General features: G+C 73.0%; 18 protein-coding genes. 8 read left to right on the top strand and 10 right to left on the bottom strand.

What is annotated here, in order from left to right:
• Nucleotides 1-45 precede the first annotated feature (45 nt).
• From manA to ABZ478_RS22140, 5 genes are all read right to left on the bottom strand, one after another.
• The gene (gene manA, locus ABZ478_RS22160; RefSeq protein WP_359552032.1) at nucleotides 46-1197 is read right to left on the bottom strand and encodes a mannose-6-phosphate isomerase, class I; all 1152 of its coding nucleotides are present in this window, start codon (nucleotides 1195-1197) and stop codon (nucleotides 46-48) included.
• Nucleotides 1198-1334: 137 nt separating this feature from the next.
• Nucleotides 1335-2462, bottom strand: a complete 1128-nt coding sequence (locus ABZ478_RS22155) for an SIS domain-containing protein (RefSeq protein ID WP_359552031.1) — start codon at nucleotides 2460-2462, stop codon at nucleotides 1335-1337.
• 114 nt (nucleotides 2463-2576) lie between these two features.
• The gene (locus ABZ478_RS22150) at nucleotides 2577-2747 is read right to left on the bottom strand and encodes a Trm112 family protein (RefSeq protein ID WP_007382472.1); all 171 of its coding nucleotides are present in this window, start codon (nucleotides 2745-2747) and stop codon (nucleotides 2577-2579) included.
• A gap of 152 nt (nucleotides 2748-2899) precedes the next feature.
• Nucleotides 2900-4264, bottom strand: coding sequence for a phosphomannomutase/phosphoglucomutase (locus ABZ478_RS22145; protein ID WP_359552029.1), 1365 nt, complete (start codon nucleotides 4262-4264; stop codon nucleotides 2900-2902).
• A 201-nt stretch (nucleotides 4265-4465) separates the two neighbouring features.
• Complete coding sequence (locus ABZ478_RS22140) at nucleotides 4466-4843, bottom strand: DUF3499 domain-containing protein (RefSeq protein WP_250404864.1); 378 nt, start codon at nucleotides 4841-4843, stop codon at nucleotides 4466-4468.
• 435 nt (nucleotides 4844-5278) lie between these two features.
• Between ABZ478_RS22140 and ABZ478_RS22135 the strand changes: the two genes are divergently transcribed.
• Nucleotides 5279-5662: a metallopeptidase family protein gene (locus ABZ478_RS22135; RefSeq protein WP_359552027.1), complete on the top strand. Its 384-nt coding sequence runs from the start codon at nucleotides 5279-5281 to the stop codon at nucleotides 5660-5662.
• A gap of 189 nt (nucleotides 5663-5851) precedes the next feature.
• On the opposite strand, the gene ABZ478_RS22130 is transcribed toward ABZ478_RS22135, so the two are convergent.
• The 3 genes from ABZ478_RS22130 to ABZ478_RS22120 all read right to left on the bottom strand — a co-directional run bounded on the left by ABZ478_RS22130 (nucleotide 5852) and on the right by ABZ478_RS22120 (nucleotide 11461).
• On the bottom strand, nucleotides 5852-7360 hold the full coding sequence (locus ABZ478_RS22130) for a DUF5719 family protein (protein WP_359552025.1): 1509 nt from the start codon (nucleotides 7358-7360) through the stop codon (nucleotides 5852-5854).
• Complete coding sequence (locus ABZ478_RS22125) at nucleotides 7357-10983, bottom strand: glycosyltransferase (protein WP_359552023.1); 3627 nt, start codon at nucleotides 10981-10983, stop codon at nucleotides 7357-7359. The genes ABZ478_RS22130 and ABZ478_RS22125 overlap by 4 nt, the downstream gene beginning before the upstream one ends.
• Nucleotides 10984-11197: 214 nt before the next feature.
• Entirely contained in the window at nucleotides 11198-11461 is a 264-nt protein-coding gene (locus tag ABZ478_RS22120) for a WhiB family transcriptional regulator (RefSeq protein ID WP_003975777.1), read from the bottom strand.
• 668 nt (nucleotides 11462-12129) lie between these two features.
• Between ABZ478_RS22120 and ABZ478_RS22115 the strand changes: the two genes are divergently transcribed.
• From ABZ478_RS22115 to ABZ478_RS22100, 4 genes are all read left to right on the top strand, one after another.
• Nucleotides 12130-12636 carry a cysteine dioxygenase family protein gene (locus ABZ478_RS22115; RefSeq protein WP_359552021.1) on the top strand — a complete coding sequence of 169 codons (507 nt, stop codon included), beginning with the start codon at nucleotides 12130-12132 and terminating at the stop codon, nucleotides 12634-12636.
• Nucleotides 12637-12669: 33 nt separating this feature from the next.
• Nucleotides 12670-13629 (top strand): 2-phospho-L-lactate transferase, encoded by a 960-nt coding sequence (gene cofD, locus ABZ478_RS22110; protein WP_359552019.1) that lies wholly within the window; start codon nucleotides 12670-12672, stop codon nucleotides 13627-13629.
• Nucleotides 13626-14933, top strand: coding sequence for a coenzyme F420-0:L-glutamate ligase (locus tag ABZ478_RS22105; protein ID WP_359552018.1), 1308 nt, complete (start codon nucleotides 13626-13628; stop codon nucleotides 14931-14933). Before cofD ends, ABZ478_RS22105 begins: the two co-directional genes overlap by 4 nt.
• A gap of 87 nt (nucleotides 14934-15020) precedes the next feature.
• Nucleotides 15021-16043: a DNA-3-methyladenine glycosylase 2 family protein gene (locus ABZ478_RS22100; protein ID WP_359552016.1), complete on the top strand. Its 1023-nt coding sequence runs from the start codon at nucleotides 15021-15023 to the stop codon at nucleotides 16041-16043.
• Between the two features lie 230 nt (nucleotides 16044-16273).
• On the opposite strand, the gene ABZ478_RS22095 is transcribed toward ABZ478_RS22100, so the two are convergent.
• Both ABZ478_RS22095 and ABZ478_RS22090 read right to left on the bottom strand, forming a co-directional pair.
• The gene (locus ABZ478_RS22095) at nucleotides 16274-17356 is read right to left on the bottom strand and encodes an NDP-sugar synthase (protein ID WP_359552014.1); all 1083 of its coding nucleotides are present in this window, start codon (nucleotides 17354-17356) and stop codon (nucleotides 16274-16276) included.
• A gap of 170 nt (nucleotides 17357-17526) precedes the next feature.
• Complete coding sequence (locus ABZ478_RS22090; RefSeq protein WP_359552012.1) at nucleotides 17527-18843, bottom strand: N-acetylmuramoyl-L-alanine amidase; 1317 nt, start codon at nucleotides 18841-18843, stop codon at nucleotides 17527-17529.
• Between the two features lie 128 nt (nucleotides 18844-18971).
• Here ABZ478_RS22090 and ABZ478_RS22085 point away from each other — a divergent pair, with 128 nt between their 5' ends.
• The 3 genes from ABZ478_RS22085 (at nucleotide 18972) to ABZ478_RS22075 (ending at nucleotide 23095) form a co-directional block, all read left to right on the top strand.
• Nucleotides 18972-19727 carry a TIGR03089 family protein gene (locus ABZ478_RS22085; RefSeq protein WP_359552010.1) on the top strand — a complete coding sequence of 252 codons (756 nt, stop codon included), beginning with the start codon at nucleotides 18972-18974 and terminating at the stop codon, nucleotides 19725-19727.
• Between the two features lie 186 nt (nucleotides 19728-19913).
• On the top strand, nucleotides 19914-21092 hold the full coding sequence (locus ABZ478_RS22080) for an LCP family protein (RefSeq protein ID WP_359552008.1): 1179 nt from the start codon (nucleotides 19914-19916) through the stop codon (nucleotides 21090-21092).
• A gap of 233 nt (nucleotides 21093-21325) precedes the next feature.
• Complete coding sequence (locus ABZ478_RS22075; protein WP_359552006.1) at nucleotides 21326-23095, top strand: LCP family protein; 1770 nt, start codon at nucleotides 21326-21328, stop codon at nucleotides 23093-23095.
• The last annotated feature ends 14 nt before the right edge of the window (nucleotides 23096-23109 follow it).

The following is a 23109-nucleotide window of genomic DNA, read 5'->3' as shown; positions in this document are numbered from 1 at the left end:
TGCAGCCCGTCCGGGTGGCGGCGCTTCAGGTGTCCACAGTCCCGGTCATACGATCACAGTGGCGCGGAAGACCGTGCCCGCTCCGGACACCTCGGCCTTCTCCCCCGCCGGGACGAAGACCGACTGTCCGGGGGCCAGCTCGTGCTCACCGGCCTGGACGGACCCGGCCGTGCAGAGCAGGACCTGCGGGGTGTCGAGGGTGAGGTCGTGGGCGGCGCCGCCCTCGGACAGGGCGTACCGGGAGAGCCGGAACTCGTCGATCGGGGTCGCGTAGACCTCCTCGCCGTCCGGGGAGGCCTCGGGGCGCAGCACACCCGGGTCGCCCGCCTCGAAGCGGACGACGCGCAGCAGTTCGGGGACGTCGACGTGCTTGGGGGTCAGGCCGCAGCGCAGGACGTTGTCGGAGTTGGCCATGATCTCGACGCCGAGGCCGTCGAGGTAGGCGTGCGGTATGCCGGCGCCGAGGAACAGCGCCTCGCCGGGCTGCAGGCGGACGTGGTTGAGGAGCATGGCCGCGATGACTCCGGGGTCGCCCGGGTAGTGATGGGCGAGGCCGGCGTAGGGGGCGTAGTCGCCGCCGAGGCGGGTGCAGGCGGCGGTGGCCTCGGCGACCGTGTGCGCCATTTCCCGCGGATCGGCGCTGAGGACGGCGGTGAGGACCTCCCGCAGGGCCGCGTCCTCGGGGTGCGCGCGCAGCAGGTCGGCGTACGGCTTCAGGGAATCGACGCCGAGCCCTTCGAGCAGGCCGGCCGCCTCGGCCGGGTCACGGAACCCGCACAGGCCGTCGAACTCGGTGACCGCGCAGAGCAGTTCGGGCTTGTGGTTGGCGTCCTTGTAGTTGCGGTGCGGGGCGTCGAGGGGGACGCCGCGCCGCTCCTCGTCGGCGAAGCCCTCCCTGGCCTGCTCCAGGTCGGGATGCACCTGGAGGGAGAGGGGCGCGCCGGCGGCGAGGATCTTGAGCAGGAACGGCAGCCGCGGGCCGAACTTCGCGACCGCCGCGGCGCCCAGTTCGCGCTCGGGTCCGGCGTCGATCACCTCGACGAGCGTCCCGCGCGCGGTGCGTGAGGGAGCGCCCGGGTGGGCGCCCATCCACATCTCCGCCTGCGGTTCGCCGCTCGGCTCGACGCCCAGGAGGTGCGGGATGGCGGTGGTGGAACCCCAGGCGTAGGGGCGGACGGTGTTGTCGAGGCGGTCCATGTGGTTTCTCTGTCTCCGTACGTACGCTGCTCGGCCGGCGCCGGCGCCGGGTGGTGTGCCGGTGCCGGTCGGTGTTCCGGTGGTGGGGCGCGGGCCGGTCGGCCCGGGCGGGCCCGGGTGCGACGCCCTGAGCAAGATCAGGCCCCGGAAGCGAGCGCCAGGTAAACGGCGGCGAAATCCGTGACGGCGATCAGTTCCGCGAGGGTCTCCAGTTCGTCGCCCTCCTCCGGTTCGAGTTCGCTGATCGGCGTGTCGTGGCTGAGCGCCAGGTCGCGTGCGGCCGGGGCGGCGGTGAGGCCGCCGATCGGGCGGTCGCGCAGCAGCACCACGCGCGCGTGCATCGCGGGCGGCTCCTCCACACGGTCGCGGAAGAAATCGTCCGGGTCGGCGCTGGCCGCGAGCGAGCCGGCCAGCAGGGCGCTGTGCGCGGCGAGCGCCTCGGGGAGTTCGGCGACAAGGGCGGGGCGGCCGGCGAGTTCGGCGAGGGCGGCGGCGAACCGGCGGCCGGCGGGGCCGGTCCCGGGGCCCTCCGTCCACACGACGGGCAGCGCGTCGGCGAGTTCGGCGGCGAGGGTCTTGGCCGGGTTGCTGTAGGCCGCGATGGCCGGGCCGCAGCGCTCGGCGATGTGGTCCAGGCGGTCGGCGACCTTCTCCAGGGCGTCCGGCGCCGCGCTCAGCAGACCGATGCGGTCCAGCAGCGCGAGCAGCGGGGTGAACATGGCCCAGAAGACGCCAGGGGAGGACGCGGCGAGGGGTTCTTCGTGGTCGTAGGGCGCCGTCGCCATCGGTACGAACATTCCGTGTGCCCCGGCGATCGCCTCGGCGAGCGGGGTGTGGGCCGGGGCGACGGCGACCACCGAGCAGCCTCGGCGGTAGGCCTGCTCGGCGAGCAGGGAGAGGCTGGGTTCGGTGCCGTCCGGGGTGGCGATGAGCAGCAGGTCGACGGAGCCGACCCAGCCCGGGATCTCCCAGCGCAGGGCGCCGGCGGCGGGGGCGACGCCGGTGGGGGCCAGCCGGATGACGGGGCTGCCGGGGCCGGCCAGGGTGCCGAGCAGGTCGGCGGTGTGGGTGGCGGCGGCTCCGGGGCCCGCGATCAGTACGGCGCGGGGGCGGCCGTCGGGCTTGAGCTCGGCCACACCGGCCTCGGCGGCGTGCCGGACGGCGGTGCGTACGCGGGCGCCGGCCTCCGCCGCACCGCGGAGGAGGCCGCGGTTGTCGGCGTCGGCGAGACCGTCCGGGCTGTCGAGCAGCGATTCGTCGAGCATGGGCAGCAGTCTCCGATCGCCGGGGTCCTGTGCGGGGTTCGAACGCGGGGGTGGGCGCCTCGTCGGTGCGCGGCGGTGACGCCGCGGTGCACGCGGGGCGGGGAGCGCCTCGGGTTACGCGGGGCGGCGGGCCTCGTCGACGAGCAGGACCGGGATGCCGTCGCGGACCGGGTATGCCAGGCCGCAGTCCTGACCGGTGCAGATCAGCTCGGTGTCCTGCTCCTTGAGGGGGGCGTGACAGGCGGGGCAGGCGAGGATCTCCAGAAGGCCGGCTTCGAGCGGCATGAGGGTGTCCCTTCGGGGCGAAAGTTCTGTTGCCGATGTGCTGGTCAGCGTACCGCTGGTGGCGGGGTCGGGCCGGGCCTGCGGGTGCGGCCGGAGGCGCGCTGCCCGCTGGGCCTCGGTTTGCCCGCCCCGGTGCGGGGCGGGCGGGCGGCTCAGGCCCTGATGATCGACAGGGCCTCGTCGCGGATCCTGGTCATCGTCGCCTCGTCCTTGGCCTCCGCGTTCAGGCGCAGCAGCGGCTCGGTGTTGGACGGGCGGACGTTGAACCACCAGTCGGCGGCGGAGACCGTGAGGCCGTCGAGGTCGTCGAGGGTGATGCCCGGGCGGCCCTCGTAGGCGGCGCGGATCGCGGCGAGGCGGGCGGCCTGGTCGGCGACGGTGGAGTTGATCTCGCCGGAGCCCGCGTAGCGGTCGTACTGGGCGGTCAGGGCGGACAGGGGGCCGTCCTGCCCCCCGAGGGCCGCGAGGACGTGGAGAGCGGCCAGCATGCCCGTGTCGGCGTTCCAGAAGTCCTTGAAGTAGTAGTGGGCGGAGTGCTCGCCGCCGAAGATCGCGCCGGAGCGGGCCATCTCGGCCTTGATGAAGGAGTGCCCGACGCGGGTGCGGACCGGGGTGCCGCCGTTCTCCTTCACCACCTCCGGGACGGTGCGGGACGTGATCAGGTTGTGGATGACGGTGCCCTTGCCGCCGGTGCGGGCCAGTTCGCGCGCCGCGACCAGCGCGGTGATCGCGGACGGGGAGACGGGGTCGCCGTTCTCGTCCACGACGAAGCAGCGGTCGGCGTCGCCGTCGAAGGCGATGCCCAGGTCGGCGCCCTCCGCCGGGACCCGCTTCCGCAGGTCCACGATGTTGGCCGGGTCGAGGGGGTTGGCCTCGTGGTTCGGGAAGGTGCCGTCCAGTTCGAAGTACATCGGCACGAGGGTCAGGGGCAGGCCGGCGAAGACCGTGGGGACCGTGTGGCCGCCCATGCCGTTGCCGGCGTCGACGACGACCTTCAGGGGGCGGACGGCGCTGAGGTCGACGAGGGAGCGGAGGTGGGCCGCGTAATCCTCCAACGTCTCGCGCGTGGTGAGGGTTCCCGGCTCGGCGGCCGGCTCCGGAGCGCCCGACTCCAGCCACCGCTCGACGAGTTCGCGGATCTGCGTCAGGCCCGTGTCCTGACCGACCGGTGCGGCGCCCGCGCGGCACATCTTGATGCCGTTGTACTGCGCCGGGTTGTGGGAGGCCGTGAACATCGCGCCCGGGAGGTTCAGCGCGCCCGAGGCGTAGTACAGCTGGTCCGTCGAGCACAGGCCGATCTCGGTGACGTCCACCCCGCGTTCGGCGGCGCCGCGCGCGAAGGCGCGGGACAGGCCGGGGGACGAGGGGCGCATGTCGTGACCGACGACGATGGCCGTCGCTTCCGTCACCTCGGCGAAGGCGGCGCCGAAGAGGGCGGCCAGCGGCTCGTCCCACTGGTCCGGGACCACTCCGCGTACGTCGTACGCCTTCACGATCTGCGACAGATCAGCAGCCACGGCCAACCCTCCTGAAGTCCTATGGGTGCCCACAAACTACCCGTCGGGGGTGAGAGGCAGGTGTGCGGACACCCAGCGGACGGACATGCGGACGGACATGCGGACGGACATGCGGACGGGCAAGTGGACGGCAAGGGGCGAGCAAGTGGACTCGCGGGCCGTCCGGGTGGGTGCGGGATCGGTTCTCCGCGGGATGCGGACTCAGTTGTCCGGTGAGCGCAGGATGCGCAGATGCCCGCGGCGGGCGACTTCCATGGGGTCCGGGGTACGGGCCCCGCCGCCGCCCGCCTCGGCCGCCCGCTGCTGGGGGCGGGCCGCCTCGCGCACGGCGTTGGCGAGGGCTTCGAGGTCGTCCCCGCTGGGCCGCGCGGGCGCGGAGCCGTCGAGGAGACGGACGACCTCCCAGCCGCGGGGCGCGGTGAGGCGCTCGGAGTGCTCGGCGCACAGGTCGTAGCAGTGGGGTTCGGCGTAGGTGGCGAGCGGGCCGAGGACCGCGGTCGAGTCGGCGTAGACGTACGTCAGCGTCGCGACGGCGGGTCGGCCGCAGGCGGTGCGCGAACAGCGACGTACAGGGCTCACGACGATGGACGGTACCGCACTCTTGAGCGGGCCGCGACGACTCTCCTCCAGGTCACGCCACCGTGTCGGACTGTGAGACGCCCCACAGGCACCTCTCAACGGGCCTTGCTGACCTGCGGGGACAGGGACGGGCGGGGTCCCGGGCGGGAAGGCGCTCGGTCACGAGGCGGCACAAACACCGTCAATTGCCTTGACTCGACCGGTCTTGGATGGTTATCGAAACGAGCCAGACCTTGGCTGGAATGGTCAACCTCTGACATGGCCTGTGACACGTGTCGCGCCGTGCCCGGGGACTCGGAGTGCCGGTGGCCGGTTGCCGCGTGGGGTCGGGCGGGCGGAGCGTGCGGGGACTAGGCTTCTGCGGTGATGGACAACCGTGTACCGCCCCGCGCCACCGGCCCCGGGCCCCGTCGCCGTGATCGTCACGGACGGGGCATGCGTGGGCCGATCGCGCCGCCGCAGGTGCCGCTGGCGGCCAGCAGGGCCGAGGTGTTCGCGGATCTGGTGCAGGACTCCGTGGAACGTCTCGAGCGGCGGTGGCCGCAGTTGGCGGACATGGACTTCCTGGTGCTCGAGGTGCCTCGGCTGGAAGGGCGGGGCACGGACGCCTGGGAGGACGAGGCTGTGCCGTTGGGCGGGATCATTCCCGCGCGGGAGGGCCGGCGGGCTCGGGTCGTGGTGTACCGGCGGCCGGTGGAGATCCGTACCAAGGGGCGGGACGAGCGGGCCGCGCTGGTGCATGAGGTTGTGGTGGAGCAGGTGGCGGAGTTGCTGGGGTTGACTCCGGAGACTGTTGATCCTCGGTACGGGGAGGATTAGGCGGGGCGCCCCGAGCCGGATGGACTGGGCCGGGGGCGCCTGGTTCCCCGTGGCTCGGTGAGCGTCGCGGTGCTTCGCTTGCCCGCGCCTGCGGGGTGCCTCCCCCACTCTCGGCTTCGCTCGAGCGGGGGGACCCCCATCGCCATGGCGGGCCCGGTGCCGGGGGCGGGCCGGGAGGCGTGCAGTGGGTTACTTCTGTAGGAGGGACAGGTCCTCTTCTGTTTGGGGGACCGAGACCAGGCCTCGGTCGGTGGGGAGGGTCTGGATGGTGAAGGCGGGGACGCCGGCCGCTGTCGATGTGAGGGTGCGGGCGGCGTAGAGGGGGCCTCCGGAGACGGGTTCCACCGTCAGGGCGTAGGTGCCCTTCAGACCGGACGGGACGAGGGCCGGGATGTCCTGCGTGGTGCCGGACTTGATCGTGAACGTCTTCGTGACCGGGGTGCCGCCCTCACTGCCCGCCGAGGCGGTGACCTTGACCGTGGTGGTGGCCGTGGGCGCGGTCAGGGAGAGGGTCGAGGTCTTGCCGCGGTTGTCGGCCGAGGTCGCCCGCTTGCCGACGGGAGCCGTGGCGGGGATGAAGGCCGTCTCCTGCTTGGCTCCCTTGCCCCGGACCACCCGCAGGGCCGCCACCACGGGTACGGACTGGTCGGTGGGCGTGAGCACCAGGGAGCCTGCCTCGCCGCGGGTGACGTCGCCGAGGTCGGCCGCGGTCGTCATCCCGGCCTTGACGTGCAGCGTCTCGTTCCCGGCCGGGGTGATCAGACCGTCGGGCGAGGCCAGGCGGACCTTGAGGTCGGCGTCGGTGTCGCCGGGGGTGAAGGCGATCAGCCGGACGTCGGTGGCGTCCTTGGGGATGCCGGGCAGGACCAGGCTGCCGGACGGATCGTCCGCCGCGGCCAGCCAGTCGCCGCCCACCTTGTCGTCCAGGGCCTGTACCGCCGCGCCCACCCGGCCGCTGCGCACACTGACGTGCACGGTCAGATCGGTCTGCCGTTCGTCGGTGAGCGTGGAGAGCAGGATCGGCTCGCTCCCGTGCGGCGGGACGGTGAAGCCGTCCGTGACCGAGGACTTGATCGCGCCGCCCTTGCCGTACAGCTCGATGTCGACGACGGCGGCCGAGTCCTCGGGGTTGGTGAGGTGCACGTAGTCGGTGCGGTCGGCGGCCGTGCCGGCGCCCGGGAACCAGAACTCGGTGTCCGGAGCCGTGCAGTTGACGCCCTGCAGTCCGCGGCCCGTGCCCGCCACGACCTCGGTGGTCTCCTGCACGGTCCAGCCGGGCGCGTACTTGCCGTCGGCGGTGCCGACCTGTGCCGGGGTGTCGGCGCCGGAGGTGTCGCCGGTGGCCGGGGTGCCGGGGTTCTTCGGCGTGAGGAGCGGCTTGGCGGGCTTCTTCTCGGCGTCCGCGCCCTTCTTGGATCCGCTCGTGCCGTCCGCCGACTGTTCCGTGGCCGCCTGGAGTCGGGCCTTGCCGCCGCTCGCCGTGCCCTTCGTGACGGGCGTGTACGACGTGTACGAGGTGTCGGCGATGTCGGAGGAGCTCGGCGCGGGGCACAGCAGGCTGGTGCGCTCCACGGGCAGTTCGGCGGCGGCCTTGGCCGGGGCCGCGCCGGACGCTGACGGGGTGTCGAGCGCGGCGAAGGCGGTGACGGCGGCCAGCGCGGTCGTGCAGGCGATCAGGGACAGGGTGGTGCGGTTCACTGCTGGCTCCCGTCGGGGCGCTCGCTGCCGGTGCCGTACTGCTGCTGGGCCGGGTCGTAACCCTGCTGGTACGCCTGCTGGTCGTAGGCCTGCTGGTCGGCCGTGCCGCCGTAGGCGTAGGGGTCGTACTGGCCGTTCGGGTAGGGGTCGGGCTGGTACGCCTGCTGGTCGTAGGCGTCGGCGGGGTACTGCCCTGCGTCCTGGTACTGGCCGGTGCCGTAACCGGTGTAGTCGCTGCCCGCGTAGTCCCACTCGTCGTACGCCGGCTGCTGGGGGACGGCCGCCGGAGCCTCTTGCGGAGGTGACGGTATGTCGTCGGGCGCGGGCTGCTCCGGTACGGCGGCCTCCTCTGCCTGGGCGCGCAGCCGGCGGGCGCGGCGGCCCTCTCCGGCGGTGGCCTGGGCGGGCAGCGGCTGCTCCTCGGGCAGGTCGTCGTCGATTTCGCGGCGGCGGCCGGGCAGGGCGAGGACGACCAGGACGAGGGCGAGCGCGCCCTGGGCCCAGAGCCAGGCGGTGTGGGTGACCGGGTCGTCGTGCACGACGTCCAGCCGACCGCCGGTGGCGGGCAGTTGGAAGCCCTGCGCCCAGCCGTCGACCGTGGTGCGGGTGAGCGGCTTGCCGTCCAGGGTGGCCGTCCAGCCGTCGGAGGCGGCGTCGGCCAGGCGCAGGACACGGCCGTCGGAGCCGGAGGGGACGGTGGTGTGGATCTCCACGGGACCGGAGGCGACGGACCGGGCGGTGCCGGTGCCGCCCGCGGGCACGATGGTGGCGCGGGAGACCTGCTGGTCGACGCGCCACAGGGCGCTGCCGTCCTGCTGGCTGAGCCGGCTCAGGCCGGGCGTGGCGTCCAGGACGCGGGCGATCTCGCGGGGTGCGCCCTTGTGGACGAGGACGTAGCGCACGGCGAAGCCGCCGAGCTGGCCCGCCTGGTCGGCGCCGGAGCCGGCGACCAGGTTGGCGACGACCTTGTTGAGCCTGGCGTTCTCCCCGTCGGTGGCGGCGAGTTCGGCGTCTCCCATGCGGGCGCCGGAGCCGCGGACCAGGCTGTAGCGCACGAGTGCGGTGGAGTCGCTGTCCAGGACCAGGGTTCGGGCCTGGTCGCGGGTGGTGGCGTCCTCGGCGACGAACGCGGGGACCTGCACCGGGTCGCGGCGCTCCAGCGGGCCGTCGGCACCGCCGATCATCCAGCCGGCGGCGACGAGCAGCGGGCCCGCGGCGGAGGCGAAGGCGATCAGAGCGGCGACGGGCTGACGCCAGCCGAAGCTCTGCTCGGCAACGCGCGCGCGTGCTCCGTCGGCGCCGAGCGTGGCGGCGGCCAGCAGGGCGATGCCGTAGACGAGGGTGGCCGGTCCGGCCCACGTGGAGTGGTTGGACAGGACGGCGAGGACGAGGCCCACCAGGGCGACCGCCCAGGCGGTGCGGATGCCCAACTGGCGCTCGGAGCGCAGCAGTGCGGCCAGGGCGGCGAGGGCGATGCCGATGAGCATCAGGCCGTCGACGGTGCCGGGGCCGCCCGGGCCGGCGCCGAGCAGGTCGAACGCGGAGGCGCTGGAGGCGCCGTACTCCAGGCCCGCTTCCGTGAAGAAGCCGGTCGGGAGCAGCGTCAGCGACCAGGGGGCGAGGACCAGCAGCGGGGTGCCGAGCTGGGCGAGGAAGCGCAGGCCGTGCGCGACGAGGTCGCCGCGACGCAGGACCAGCACGCCGATGCCGAGGATCAGCGCGAGGGGCCAGACGATCGGGGTGAACGCGATGGTGATGGTCAGCAGCAGCGCGTACGCCCAGGTGGCGCGCCAGCTGCCGCGCGCGCCGGAGGGATGGGTGAGGCCGCTCGCGGCGATGCCCGCGCGCGCGATGAGCGGCAGCAGCACGGCGAGGACGGCGGTGCCGATGCGGCCGCCGGCCAGGGCGCCGGTGGCGGCGGGCAGGAAGGCGTAGGCGATCGCGGCCCAGGCGCGCAGCAGGCGTGAGGTGACGAGGGGCCGGGAGGCGAAGTAGGCGGTGAGGCCGGCCAGCGGAACCGAGCAGACCAGCAGCACGGTGACGGCGAGTCCGGTGGAACCGAACAGGATCGAGGCGAGGGTCGCGACGATGGCGAGGTACGGCGGTGCGGCGGCGGTGCCGCCGGCGCCCACCGGGTGCCAGGCGTCCAGGTAGCGGGACCAGAGGTCGCCGGCGCTCGCCGGGGCGGGCAGCAGGGCACCGCCCGCGAGGGCGCCGCCGCCGAGCAGGGCGCGGCAGGCGACGAGGGAGACCAGGAGCAGGGCCAGGAACAGCACCGGGCCGGGCTTGCGGGCGATCCGCTTCAGCCGGGCGAACTGCTCGATCTCCAGGAAGTCGGCGTCGTCGCCGCCGGGTCCGGACTCCACGGCGCCGCCGTGCCGGCCGACCGAGGAGGTCTCGCTGTCGGAGCGGTCGGAGAAGTTGCCCGCGACCTGTTCCACGGTGGCGCGGATGGTCGCGCCGGGGGGCGGGAAGAGCCGGCGCAGCTCGGTCTTGTCGATCTGGGAGGGGCCGCCGCGGCGGCGGCGGCCGGCGAGGATCCGCTCGGGCCGCAGCAGGGTTCCCAGCAGACCGCGGATCTCGTCGACGGCCTGTCCGGGGACCTTTCCGACGAGGTAGGCGACGGTCCTCAGCAGGGTGCCGAGGACGAGCCGCAGCAGCACCCAGGGCAGCGCGGCCGTGCGGGTGTTGACGAGCAGGGTGTAGATGGCGCCGGCCTTGTCGACCTTGTGCGGGGAGGCGGCGGTGCGGCCCACGCAGTCGACGGTGCGGCGCTCGCGGGAGGCCGCCTCGGCGTGTCGTACGACCGCCTCGGGGGCGACGAGGACCCGGTGGCCGGCCGTGTGGGCCCGCCAGCACAGGTCGACGTCGTCGCGCATCAGGGGCAGCCGGCGGTCGAATCCGCCGAGCTGTTCGAAGACGTCGCGGCGGATCAGCATGCCGGCGGTGGAGACGGACAGCACGGTGCGGACGTGGTCGTGCTGGCCCTGGTCCTGTTCCCGGCGGTCCAGGCCGGTCCAGCGGCGGCCGGAGTTGGCGATGGAGACGCCGACCTCCAGCAGTTGCCTGCGGTCGTACCAGCCGCGCAGCTTGGGGCCGACGATCGCCACGTCGTCGCGGCCGAGTTCGAGTTCGTTGTCGACGACCCGGAGCAGCTGGGCGAGGGCGTCGGGTTCGGGGGCGCAGTCGTCGTGCAGCAGCCAGAGCCACTGGACGGGCTCGCCGTGCGGCAGCTCCGGCAGGTCGTAGGCGTCGTCGCGCCACGAGCGCGTGGCCGGGTCCCAGCCGCTGGGGCGCCTGAGGTAGGGCAGCTCGTCGGGGGTGAGGAGGGGGGCGATGCGGCTCGCCTCCTCCACCGCCTGGCCGAAGCCGGTGCGCCGGGCCAGGTGCAGCACACGGTCGTCGCCGAGCGCCTCGGTGACCAGCTGGGCGGAGTCGTCCGCGCTGCCGGTGTCGGCCGCCACCGCGTTCTGTACGGGGCGCTCCTGGCCGAGCAGCCCGGCCAGCGCGTCGGGCAGCCAGCGGGCGCCGTCGTGGGAGACGAGGACCGCGGTCACCACATGACGCGGAAACTCAGGGTGGGCAGCCGGGTCTTGAGCTGCCGTTTGGCTGTGCACGGACATCGAGGTACGGGCCCCGGTTCGATGGACTGCGGTGGACGCCTGTGCCCCGAGGGGACAGCGGGGCGTCTCGGACGAGCGACCACACTATCGGCTGACCATGACGAGAGCCCGCCGCCTGTGGATAACCCACGGGCGACGGGCCGTTCGCGACATGTGCGGGGGTGCCGTCCGGCCGCTCGGCGGCGCGGCGGCCGGAACGTGACCGGGGCGCCGGTCAGACGGCGGCCTTCTTCAGCCGGCGGCGCTCACGCTCGGACAGACCGCCCCAGATGCCGAAGCGCTCGTCGTTGGCGAGGGCGTACTCGAGGCACTCGGAGCGCACCTCGCAGGCGAGGCAGACCTTCTTCGCCTCTCTGGTCGAGCCGCCCTTCTCAGGGAAGAAGGACTCGGGGTCGGTCTGGGCGCACAGTGCGCGCTCCTGCCAGCCGAGTTCCTCGTCCGCGTCGTCGACCAGCAGTTGCTGCACCAGCTCGGTCATGTGCGCCCCTCGTCTGTCTTCACGTCCCCGTGCGTAGCCGCTACCGATTTCGGCTGAACGACACGAGTGAAATTACAAGTGTGCTGCTCCGGGCGAGTCAAGCCGAGATCTGCTATTGAGCCCGTTATTCACTCTGCGGAACCAAGGCCATGCGGAAAGTGTTCAAATCGTCATAAACCATGACACACAGAAGAGGCCCGAAGGAGCGGCGGACCCCGCACAGTTCCCTGTACGAAGAAGGACGCCCCTGCGTTCGATCTCGTTCCGGCGAGGCTCGAGCGCTCGGTTGTGCGCCATGTGTCCCGGGATCCGGGTGAACAAACCTTTCACCTGACAGATGAACCGGATGAGGTGAACCATGTCGCACTTTCCGGGCGTCGAGTTGACAGTCCGGGTGTGAGCCGGTGTCCTAGTGGGCATGTTCGCGAACTTGGCACCCGTCTCGACCCGCACCGCCGGGTCCCTCGGTGCCGCACGCGCGCGCTGTAGCTGTTGTTGCTGTCCCAGCTGTTGAGCCCATCGCGCTCCGGCTGCTCCCGAGTCCATCCCGGCTCGGCCGCGTTTCCCCGTCCCTGACCCTCATCCGGGACCCCTCTCCTCGCCCGTGACCCGGGCGGACGCAGAGCGACACCCAGCCCCCACTCTCCGCCGAGGAACCCCCTCACCCGATGAACAGCGACAACGACCTCCAGATCGCCGGCGACATCCTCGAAGTCCCGCACCTGCTCCAGCCGCCGCGTGAGCACCCCGCCACGGTCGCCGAGTTCGTGGGCCTCGCCCGCGCCATCGCCGCCGACCGCTCCCAGTGGGCACACCTCGTCCGCTACGACGCCACCACCCGCTGGTACCACCGGCTCCGCACCGGCCCCGGCTACGAGGTCTGGCTGCTGTCCTGGGTGCCCGGACAGGGCAGCGGGACGCACGACCACGGCCGTTCCTCCGGTGTCCTCACCGTCCTGGAGGGGACGCTGACCGAGCGCACCGAGCGGGGCTCGCGCGCGCTGACGGCCGGCGCCCAGCGGGTGTTCGCGCCGGGTTACGTGCACGAGGTGGTGAACGACGCGCTGGAGCCCGCGGTGAGCCTGCACGTCTACCACCCGGGTCTGACCGAGATGCCGATGCACAGCTCCCCGCACTGCGAGGCGCGCACCGGACCGCGTCCGGTGACTGCCTGACACGATGTCGTACCCGCCTGCGAGAATCGGCCCATGCGCATTGTGGTTCTGGCAGGCGGCATCGGTGGTGCCCGGTTCCTGCGCGGTCTGAAGCGGGCCGTGCCGGACGCGGACGTCACGGTCATCGGCAACACCGGCGACGACATCCACCTCTTCGGGCTGAAGGTCTGCCCGGACCTCGACACGGTGATGTACACGCTGGGCGGCGGCATCAACGAGGAGCAGGGCTGGGGGCGGACGGACGAGACCTTCCACCTCAAGGAGGAGCTGGCGGCCTACGGGGTCGGCCCGGAGTGGTTCGGTCTCGGGGACCGGGATTTCGCCACGCACATCGTGCGGACGCAGATGCTGGGCGCCGGCTTTCCGCTGAGCGCGGTCACCGAGGCGCTCTGCGACCGCTGGAAGCCGGGTGTGCGGCTGATCCCGATGACCGACGACCGCGTGGAGACCCACGTGGCCGCGGAGGTCGACGGCGAACGCAAGGCGATCCACTTCCAGGAGTACTGGGTGCGGCTGCGCGCCTCGGTCGCGGCCGAGGCGGTCGTGCCGGTCGGCGCCGAGCAGGCCAAACCGGCGCCGGGCGTCCTGGAGGCCATCGCCGAGGCGGACGTCATCCTCTTCCCGCCGTCCAACCCGGTCGTGTCCATCGGCACCATCCTGGCCGTGCCCGGTATCCGTGAGGCGATCGCGGAAGCCGGTGTGCCCGTGGTGGGCCTGTCCCCCATCGTCGGGGACGCGCCGGTGCGCGGGATGGCCGACAAGGTGCTCGCCGCGGTCGGCGTGGAGTCGACGGCGGCCGCGGTCGCCGAGCACTACGGCTCGGGGCTGCTGGACGGCTGGCTGGTCGACACCGTCGACGCGGGCGTGGTGGAGCGGGTCGAGGCGGACGGGATCCGCTGCCGGGCGGTGCCGCTGATGATGACCGACGTGGACGCGACCGCGCAGATGGCGCGGGAGGCGCTGGCACTGGCCGAGGAGGTGCGGGGAGCGTGAGCGGCCGGCACCCCGAGTACCGGGTCTGGGCCCCGTCCGGCATCGCCGAGGTGCAGCCGGGCGACGACCTGGCCAAGCTGATCGCCGCCGCCGAACCCGGGCTGGCCGACGGGGACGTGCTGCTCGTCACGTCCAAGATCGTCTCCAAGGCGGAGGGCCGTGTCGTCCGGGCGGACGACCGTGAGTCCGCGATCGACGCGGAGACCGTGCGGGTGGTGGCCCGGCGCGGCCCCCTGCGCATCGTCGAGAACCGCCAGGGCCTGGTGATGGCGGCCGCCGGGGTCGACGCCTCCAACACCCCGTCCGGCACCGTGCTGCTGCTCCCCGAGGACCCCGACGCGTCCGCGCGCGCGATCCGCGACGGGCTGCGCGACGCCCTCGGCGTCCGGGTCGGCGTCGTCGTCACCGACACCTTCGGCCGGCCCTGGCGCGCGGGACTCACGGACGTCGCGATCGGCGCGGCCGGAGTGCGCGTGCTGGACGATCTGCGCGGGGGCACGGACGCGCACGGCAACCCGCTCAGCGCCACCGTCGTCGCCACCGCCGACGAACTGGCCGCCGCCGGCGACCTGGTCAAGGGCAAGGCCGCCGGACTCCCGGTCGCCGTGGTGCGCGGGCTGCCCGACGTGGTGGACGGCGAGGACGGCGAGGGGGCGCGGGCGCTGGTGCGTACCGCGCGGGACGACATGTTCCGGCTGGGCACGTCCGAGGCCGTGCGCGAGGCCGTGACCCAGCGCCGTACCGTGCGGGCCTTCACCGACGAACCCGTGGACCCCGGCGCGGTCCGGCGCGCGGTGGCCGCGGCGGTCACCGCGCCCGCCCCGCACCACACCACGCCCTGGCGGTTCGTGCTCCTGGAGTCCGAGGAGTCCCGGGTACGGCTGCTCGACGCGATGCGGGACGCCTGGATCGCCGACCTGCGCCGGGACGGCAAGAGCGAGGAGTCCATCGCCAAGCGGGTCCGGCGCGGCGACGTGCTGCGCAACGCCCCGTACCTGGTCGTGCCGTGCCTCGTCATGGACGGCTCGCACACCTACGGGGACGCGCGGCGGGACGGCGCGGAGCGGGAGATGTTCGTGGTCGCGACGGGCGCGGGCGTGCAGAACCTCCTGGTCGCCCTGGCGGGGGAGCGGCTGGGCTCGGCCTGGGTGTCGTCGACGATGTTCTGCCGGGACACGGTGCGCAAGGTGCTGGGACTTCCGGCGGACTGGGACCCCATGGGGGCGGTGGCGGTGGGCCATCCGGCCGAGGAGCCGCGGCCGCGGCCGGAGCGGGACGCGGGGACGTTCATCGAGGTGCGGTGAGGTACGAGGGCGAAGTCGCGTCCGGCGCCCCCGGCGACCGCCTAGTCTCGTAGGACAGCCCCGGCACCATCCCCTAGGAACCCACCAGTGGCAGGACGATTCGCTCCGCGCCCCACCCGTACGACCGTGCGCGGCGGGCATGTCGGTGTGCCCGCCGGTGCCGCCGCCGGGATACCCCGGCAGGCCGCGGGGCCGGCGCGGGTGCGGCGCTGGGCGCCGGAGGGGCCGCTCGATCTGGGGCTGGTGCTGGGTCCGCTGCGGCGCGGGCCCGGCGATCCGACGTTCCGGACCACACCGGACGGGTCCGTGTGGCGGGCCGCCCTGACGCCGGCCGGGCCGGGCACGCTGCGGGTGCGCGCCTACGGCGGTGAGGTGCTCGGTGAGGCGTGGGGACCGGGCGCGCAGTGGCTGCTGGAGCAGTTGCCCGGGATGCTGGGTGCCGCCGACGACCCGGACGCGTTCGTGCCCCGGCACCGGGTGGTGGCGCTGGCGCGGCACCGGCGGCCGGGGCTGCGGCTGGCCCGGACCGGGCTGGTGCTGGAGTCGCTGATCCCGTCGGTGCTGGAGCAGAAGGTCACGACCGACGAGGCGTACCGGGCGTGGCGGTTGCTGGTGCGGAGGTTCGGGGAGCCGGCGCCCGGCCCCGCGGGCGCGTTCGAACGGCCGATGTGGGTGATGCCCGCGGCGCGGACGTGGGCGCTGATTCCCTCCTGGGAGTGGCACCGGGCCGGGGTCGACGACAAGCGGGCCTCGACGATCCTGCGGGCCGTGCGGGTCGCCGCGCGGCTCGAGCAGGCGGTGGGGATGCCGGCGGACGAGGCTCGGGCGCGGCTGGAGGTCGTGCCGGGGATCGGGCCGTGGACGTCGGCGGAGGTGGTGCAGCGCAGTCATGGGGCGGCGGACGCGGTGACCGTCGGGGATGTGCATCTGCCGGGGATCGTGGGATGGGCGCTGGACCGGAACCGGGACGCCGATGACGCGGAGATGCTGCGGCTGCTGGAGCCGTATGCGGGGCAGCGGCATCGGGCGGCTCGGCTGATTCTGCTGAGTGGGCAGGTGCCGGGGCGGCGGGCGCCGAAGATGCCTCGGTGGGACATCGGGGTGCTTTAGGGCTGGGCTGCCTTGTCGGTCCGGCTGCGCTGTGCGGTCTCTGGCAGGCGTTCGGTGTTGGTGCCGGCCCAGGAGGTTGCGCTTGCCCCGCGCTTGCGGGGTGCCTCCCCCACTCTCGGCTTCGCTTGAGCGGGGGGACCCCCATCGCCCACCCGTGCCGCCCTGGGGGCCCCAGGCCCTTGAGGCACTGGGGGAGGCACGCATCCCGCAGCCAGGTCGGCTTGGCGCGCCTACTGGTCCGAGGAGAAGCGGAGGGCGGCCGGGGGGATGTGGGCGTCGCACCAGACGCGGACGCCTTCGCGGAGTTCGTTGTCGGGGCCGACCACCGCGCCGTCGCCGATGACCGTGCCGGTGAGGACGGAGCGTTCGCCCACCCGGGCGCGGCTGCCGATGAGGGAGTCGGTGATGACGGCACCGGGCTCGATGACCGCGCCGGGCAGAATCGTCGAGCCGGAGACGCGGGCGCCCTCCGCGACGAACGCGCCCTCGCCGACCACCGTGCCCCCGGTCAGCTTGGCGTTCGGGGCGACGACGGCCGTGGGCAGGACCAGCCGGTCGCCGCAGCGGCCGGGGACGGCCGGCGAGGGGGCCCGGCCGAGGACCAGGTCGGCGGAGCCGCGCACGAAGGCCGCTGGGGTGCCGAGGTCGAGCCAGTACGTGGAGTCCACCATGCCCTGCAGGTGGGCGCCGGCGGAGAGCAGACCGGGGAAGGTCTCGCGTTCCACGGAGACCGGACGGCCCGCCGGGATGGTGTCGATGACCGAGCGGCGGAAGACGTACGCCCCCGCGTTGATCTGGTCGGTGACGATCTCCTCCGGCGTCTGCGGCTTCTCCAGGAAGGCGAGCACGCGGCCGGTCCCGTCGGTGGGGACGAGACCGTAGGCACGCGGGTCCGTCACCTTCGTCAGGTGCAGGGAGACGTCCGCGCCCGTCGACTCATGGGTGTCGACCAGGGCCCGGATGTCCAGGCCGGTCAGGATGTCGCCGTTGAAGATCAGTACCGGGTCGTCGGGACCGGAGCGCAGCAGCGGGGCCACGTTGCGGATGGCGCCGCCGGTGCCGAGGGGCTCCTCCTCGGTGACGTACTCGATGTGCAGGCCCAGCGCGGCGCCGTCGCCGAAGTAGGGCTCGAAGACCTCGGCGAGGTAGCTCGTGGCGAGGACGATGTGCTCCACGCCCGCCGCTCTCGCTCTCGCGAGTTGGTGCGTGAGGAACGGCACCCCGGCCGCCGGCACCATGGGCTTGGGCGTGTGCACCGTGAGCGGACGCAGCCGGGTGCCTTTGCCGCCGACCAGGAGGATCGCTTCTGTCACCTGTCGTCTCCGCTTCCTGCCGGGACCGGCCGAACTTCTCGTTTCGGCCGGTCAGTGTATGCAGACCGGTCGGCGACGCCTCGGGGGGCCGCGCGGTGTCCGGCGGGATCGGCGCCAGGAATTCCCTCCACTGCGCGTATCCCGCGACGACGGTGCCCGTGTCCCGGTCCTCAGCGGCCCTGGTACCGCGCGGCGCTGGAACGGGCCGAGCCGAGCTTGGAGTAGAGCCGCTTGCCCGGGCAGTCGGTGGCGAATCCGTCCCGGTGTCCGGAGATCACGTTCAGTCGTACGCTCTTCCCCTTTGGGTAGCGATTGCCGCCACCCGATGTCAGATATGTCTTTCCGCGCGGATTGGCGCCGTAGAGGCCGAGCTTCCACGCGGTGAGCTTGGCGACGGCCTTCACCGCGGCGCCGGACGGCTTGCTCGAGCCGTAGCTGCCGATGACGGCGACGCCCATGCTGTTGCTGTTGAACCCGAGGGTGTGGGCGCCCAGGACCGCCTTCGTCACTCCCCCGGCCCGGCCCTCGTAGATGGTTCCGCACTTGTCGACGAGGAAGTTGTAGCCGATGTCCCGCCAGCCCATGCTCTTGACGTGGTAGCGGTAGATGCCCCGGATGACGGACGGGGCCTGGGAGCATGAGTAGTTGTTGCCGGTGGACGTGTGGTGCACGAACGCGGCCTTGATCTTCTTCGTGTACACGAACCCGCGCCCGCGCAGTGACTCGTCCGCGCTCCAGCCCCGGCGCGTCACGATTCCCGGGCGGGGCCCGATGTAGGGCTTGGCCCGGGGCGCACCGTCGTCCACGGCGTCCAGGTCGCCCTCGGCCCGCAGCCGGTCCATCTCCCGCTCGGTGGCGCGCCGGCTCAGCGCGGGCAGGGCGCGGGGGCTGTCCGCCTGCGGCCCCTGGGCCGTCGTCGTGCCGCCGGGGTCGACGAGTTCCAGGCGCAGCCCGGACGGCAGGGGCGGGTCCCCGCCCCCGCGCCGGTCCGTGGCGGCCCGGTCCGGCGCGGAGTCGGCGCGCACTCGTACGTCCACGCCGTCCGAGTCACCCACCCACAGCGGCGCGGTGGCCCCGCGCACCCGGTCCGAGGAGCGTTCGGCGGTGGCCGGGTCGGCGCCGTGGTCCTCGTTGTGCGTCTCGACGTCCTGCCAGCCGGACCATTTTCCGGACGCCGCCGACCGGGTCCGTACCTGCACCGTGCCGCGCAGGGCGGCGTCCGGGTCGTCCCAGATCACGCCGACGAGCGAGAAGTGCCGTACGCCGGTGCGGTACAGGCCCTGTTCGGGGGCGGTTCCGGGGGTGCGCTCCTGGTCGAGCGGGGCCAGCGGCAGCGACTGGGTGCTGCCCGGGACCGCCGCCCCGGCCGGCCGCCCCGATCGCGGGGACGCGGCGGTCGCGGGCAGGGCCGCCGAAAGGACAAGGGCGGCCGCGCAGGTGACGCCGATCGAGGTGGCGCGGGCCGGGGAGCTGAGGAATCCACGCATGTCCTTGATCCTGGGCACGGTCGCCGTGGCCCGCCATCGGGGAACTGACGGCGCGTCGGCGGCCGTTGCGCCGAACCGGTGGCCCCGGCACTCGGTGCGCGGGGCCGCCCCGGCGTACTCTTGCGCGGGTGAACGCCACCGATCGCACCCCTGCCGACCTGCTGCGTTCCGCGCTCGCCGCGGACGCCGGACGCCCCCTGGTGACCTTCTACGACGACGCCACGGGCGAGCGCGTGGAACTGTCCGTGGCCACCTTCGCCAATTGGGTGGCCAAGACCGCGAACCTGCTGCAGGGCGACCTGTCCATCGGCCCCGGTGACCGGGTCGCGCTGCTGCTGCCCGCCCACTGGCAGACGGCGGTGTGGCTGCTCGCCTGCTCGTCGGTGGGAGCTGTCGCGGACATGGCCGGCGACCCGGCTGCCGCCGATGCCGTCGTGAGCGGGCCCGACACCCTGGAGGCGGCCCGGGCCTGCCGCGGCGAGCGGGTCGCGCTCGCGCTGCGGCCGCTCGGCGGGCGGTTCCCGCGGACGCCGGACGGATTCGTCGACTACGCCGTGGAGGCGCCGAGCCAGGGGGACCGGTTCGCGCCGTTCGCCCCGGTGGACCCCGAGGAGCCCGCGCTGATCGTCGCGGGTGCGGAGTTCAGCGGGGCCGAGGTGGTGGAGCGGGCGCAGTCCGAGGCGCCGTCGCTGGATCTGACGGGGCCCGGGTCGCGACTGCTGTCGGGGCTGCCGTACGACACGTGGGACGGGCTGAGCGCGGGGCTCTACGCACCGCTGGCCGTCGGCGGGTCCGTGGTGCTGTGCCGGAACCTGGACCGGCTGGACGGGGAGGGCCTGGCCAAGCGGATCGAGAGCGAACGGGTCACCGCGTCCCGCCACTGAGCCGCGTCCCGCCTTGAACCGCGTCCCGCCACTGAGCCCGCCGGGCACCGCCCCGGCCACCCGTCGGCCAGGCCCCGCCGCCGTCACCCGAATGGAGTAGCAAAGGGCGGCTCCCCCGGCTCCGTCCCGCCATCGTCGTAGGAGCAGCACGTGACGCTCGTACGCCATGGAGGGGTGTGACCGGACGTGCCCGACAGCGCAGGCAAGCCCCTCGGCCCCGGCCTCGGGTCCTCGGCCGACGGGGAGGGCCTGGCACGACGGCACCGGCGGCGGTGGGTGTGGGCCACGACGCTGGGGGTGACCGCGTTCCTGATGGCCTCGTCGGGGATCGGCTGGGTCGTCTACGCCAAGCTCAACGGCAACATCACCGCCGACGAGGCGGCCGCCGCCGAACTCGCCCGGTACGAGCGGGAGCGGCCCACCTCGCTGGTGCGGGGCGCGCAGAACATCCTGCTGATCGGCTCCGACACGCGGGCCGGGCAGGGCAACCAGGAGTACGGACGGGACGTGGGCAGCGAGCGGTCCGACACCACGATCCTGCTGCACCTGGCCGCCGACCGGCGCAGCGCCACCGCCGTCTCGCTGCCGCGGGACCTGATGGTGGACATCCCCGGCTGCCGCAGGGCGGACGGCAGCCGCAGCGAGCCGGTGTTCGCGATGTTCAACCGGGCCTTCCAGGTGGGCGGTTCGGCCTGCTCCATCCGTACCGTCGAGAAGCTGACGGACATCCGCGTCGACCATCACATGGTGGTCGACTTCAGCGGGTTCAAGGAGATGGTGGACGCCGTCGACGGGGTGCGGGTGTGCCTGCGGGAGCCCATCGACGACCAGGCCGCCAAACTCAGGCTGCCGGCCGGGAAGGTGACGCTCGACGGGGAGCAGGCGCTCGGTTACGTACGGGCCCGCAAGTCGCTCGGCAACGGCAGCGACACCGACCGGATCGACCGGCAGCAGCAGTTCCTCGGCGCGCTCGTGAACAAGGTGCAGAGCAACGGTGTGCTGCTGAACCCGGTGAAGCTCTACCCGCTGCTGGACGCGGCGACCTCCTCGCTCACCACCGATCCGGAACTGGCAAGTCTGCGCGGTTTGTACCAGTTGGTGCGCGGACTGCGCGACATCCCCACCGAACATGTCCAGTTCCTGACGGTGCCGCGGAAGTCGTACGTCTACGACGCCAATCGCGATCAGCTGGTGGAGCCGGAGGCCGAGAAGCTGTTCGCCCGGCTACGGGCGGACCAGCCGGTCGCGGTGAAGGCCGTTTCACGGCAGGTTCCCGGCGGCGGAGGGGAAGAAAACCGTAAGAATGCCCCCTCCCCCACCCCTACCTTCCGCGGGAACACCGCCGACGAGCACACCTGCGAGTAAGGCGTACGGCCGGGCCTACAAACTTTTGTTCAGAAATATGAGGGGGATTGCCCGGTTGTAGGAACGTGGAATTTGTCACCGCCGTCGCTCGACGCTGAACTGGACGGATAGTGTGAGCGATCCGGTGCACCCGGCCACGAGGTCTGTCCTGGGGTCGTGCACTGTTTCACCGAGACCCGAGCGCCTTTGAGGGGGAAGGCGCCGCGTGGCCCCGACGGAGGATTCGGACAACCGTGGACGCGCAAGGCCGTGGGCGGGCGGACAACATCGACCCCGCAGACCAGTGGGTGCTCAATCCGAACACCGGCGAATACGAACTGCGACTGAGCCCTTCCGCACCGCAGTCGGCGGTTCCCGGCCCGCGCAGACCGGGCTCCCGGGCCTCCGGTGGCGCGGGGCGCGGGCGCGGCGACTCGGCGGCGGGCGGGACGCGCCAGATGCCTCAGGCGCGCGGCGCGGACGTGCCGGCCCCGCGCCGGCGCCGTGGCCCCGGGCCCGAGCCCGAGCCGCAGCAGGGGCGGCGCAACCGGCGGCCGGTGAAGAAGAAGTCGACGGCCAAGAAGGCGCTGGCCTGGACCGCGGGCGGCACGGCGTTCGTCCTCCTCGCCGTCGGCACGGCCGGCTATCTCTACCTCAAGCACCTAGAGGGCAACGTCACCACGACGGACACCAGCGCGGCCAAGGACGGCTTCAGCAAGGACGACGCGTTCAACATCCTGATCATCGGCACCGACAAGCGGACCGGCAAGGGCAACGGAGGCTACGGCGACAAGGGCAGCGTCGGCCACGCGGACACCAACATCCTGCTGCACGTGGCCAAGGACCGGACGAACGCCACCGCCCTGAGCATCCCGCGCGACCTGATCGTGGACGTCCCCGACTGCGAGACCATCCAGCCCGACGGCAGCAAGAAGATCGTCGCCGGCACCAGCGACGTCCGGTTCAACACCAGCCTGGGACAGGACGGCCGGGACCCGGGCTGCACCATGAACACCGTGAAGGCGGTCACCGGGATCGTGCCCGACCACTTCATGATGGTCGACTTCAACGCGGTGAAGACGCTGACGACGGCGGTCGGCGGTGTCGACGTCTGCCTCAAGCACGCCGTGAAGGACGCTGATTCGCATCTCGACCTGCCCGCCGGCCCGTCGAAGGTCGCGGGCGAGCAGGCGCTGGCGTTCGTCCGCACCCGGCACAGCTGGGGCAACCAGGGCGACCTGGACCGCATCAAGGTGCAGCAGCAGTTCATGGGCTCGCTGATGCGCAAGATGTCCTCCAGCGACACCCTCACCAGCCCGACGAAGCTGGTGAAGCTGGCGGAGGCCGCCACCAAGGCGCTGACCGTCGACCAGGGCATCGGCTCGGTGAGCACGCTCAAGGACGTGGCACTCGAACTGAAGAAGGTTCCGCCGAAGAACATCTCGTTCATGACGGTGCCCGTCCTGGACAATCCGGCCGACGGCGTCGTCCACAAGACGGTGATCGTCAACCAGAGCAAGGGACCCGCGGTCTTCGACGCCATCAAGAACGACGTCTCCTTCACCGACGTGAAGAAGAAGCAGAAGGCGGCCAAGGCCAAGGCCAAGGACGAGGCGGCCGCCCGGCTGAAGGGCACCAAGTCCGACCCCTCCGAGGTGCGGGTGCGGATCCTCAACGGCGGCGCCGCACAGGGCAGCGCGCAGGCCGAGCTCAACTGGCTGCAGAACAACGCGGGCGTGCTCAAGTCGGAGAACGGGGGCAACGCCCCCGCCCAGCTGAGCAGGACCACGCTGGAGTACGCGCCCGGCCAGGCGGCGCAGGCACGCCGGCTGGCCGCCATCATGGGCCTGTCCGGCTCGGCCCTGAAGCCGGGCAAGAGCGTCACCAACGCGCAGGGACTGCCCGCGATGACGCTGACCCTGGGCAAGGACTTCAAGGGCGCGGGTGCGTCCCTGACCGCTCCGACGAAGGCGCCGGAGGTGGACGGCCAGTCCACCGCGGACAAGGTGCAGTGCGCCTCGTAGCCAAGACCGTTCAC

The organism is Streptomyces sp. NPDC005706 (assembly GCF_040631045.1).
Taxonomy (GTDB): Bacteria; Actinomycetota; Actinomycetes; order Streptomycetales; family Streptomycetaceae; genus Streptomyces.
This window is presented reverse-complemented; position numbering and strand designations above follow the sequence as displayed.

Bases quoted from the DNA above. Each gene is read 5' to 3' on its own strand.
- ABZ478_RS22120 (WP_003975777.1), bottom strand. From the start codon at position 11,461: ATGACCGAGCTGGTGCAGCAACTGCTGGTCGACGACGCGGACGAGGAA.
- ABZ478_RS22090 (WP_359552012.1), bottom strand. From the start codon at position 18,843: ATGCGTGGATTCCTCAGCTCCCCGGCCCGCGCCACCTCGATCGGCGTC.
- ABZ478_RS22115 (WP_359552021.1), top strand. From the start codon at position 12,130: ATGAACAGCGACAACGACCTCCAGATCGCCGGCGACATCCTCGAAGTC.
- ABZ478_RS22150 (WP_007382472.1), bottom strand. From the start codon at position 2,747: ATGCCGCTCGAAGCCGGCCTTCTGGAGATCCTCGCCTGCCCCGCCTGT.
- ABZ478_RS22155 (WP_359552031.1), bottom strand. From the start codon at position 2,462: ATGCTCGACGAATCGCTGCTCGACAGCCCGGACGGTCTCGCCGACGCC.
- ABZ478_RS22135 (WP_359552027.1), top strand. From the start codon at position 5,279: ATGCGTGGGCCGATCGCGCCGCCGCAGGTGCCGCTGGCGGCCAGCAGG.
- ABZ478_RS22125 (WP_359552023.1), bottom strand. From the start codon at position 10,983: ATGTCCGTGCACAGCCAAACGGCAGCTCAAGACCCGGCTGCCCACCCT.
- cofD (WP_359552019.1), top strand. From the start codon at position 12,670: ATGCGCATTGTGGTTCTGGCAGGCGGCATCGGTGGTGCCCGGTTCCTG.
- manA (WP_359552032.1), bottom strand. From the start codon at position 1,197: ATGGACCGCCTCGACAACACCGTCCGCCCCTACGCCTGGGGTTCCACC.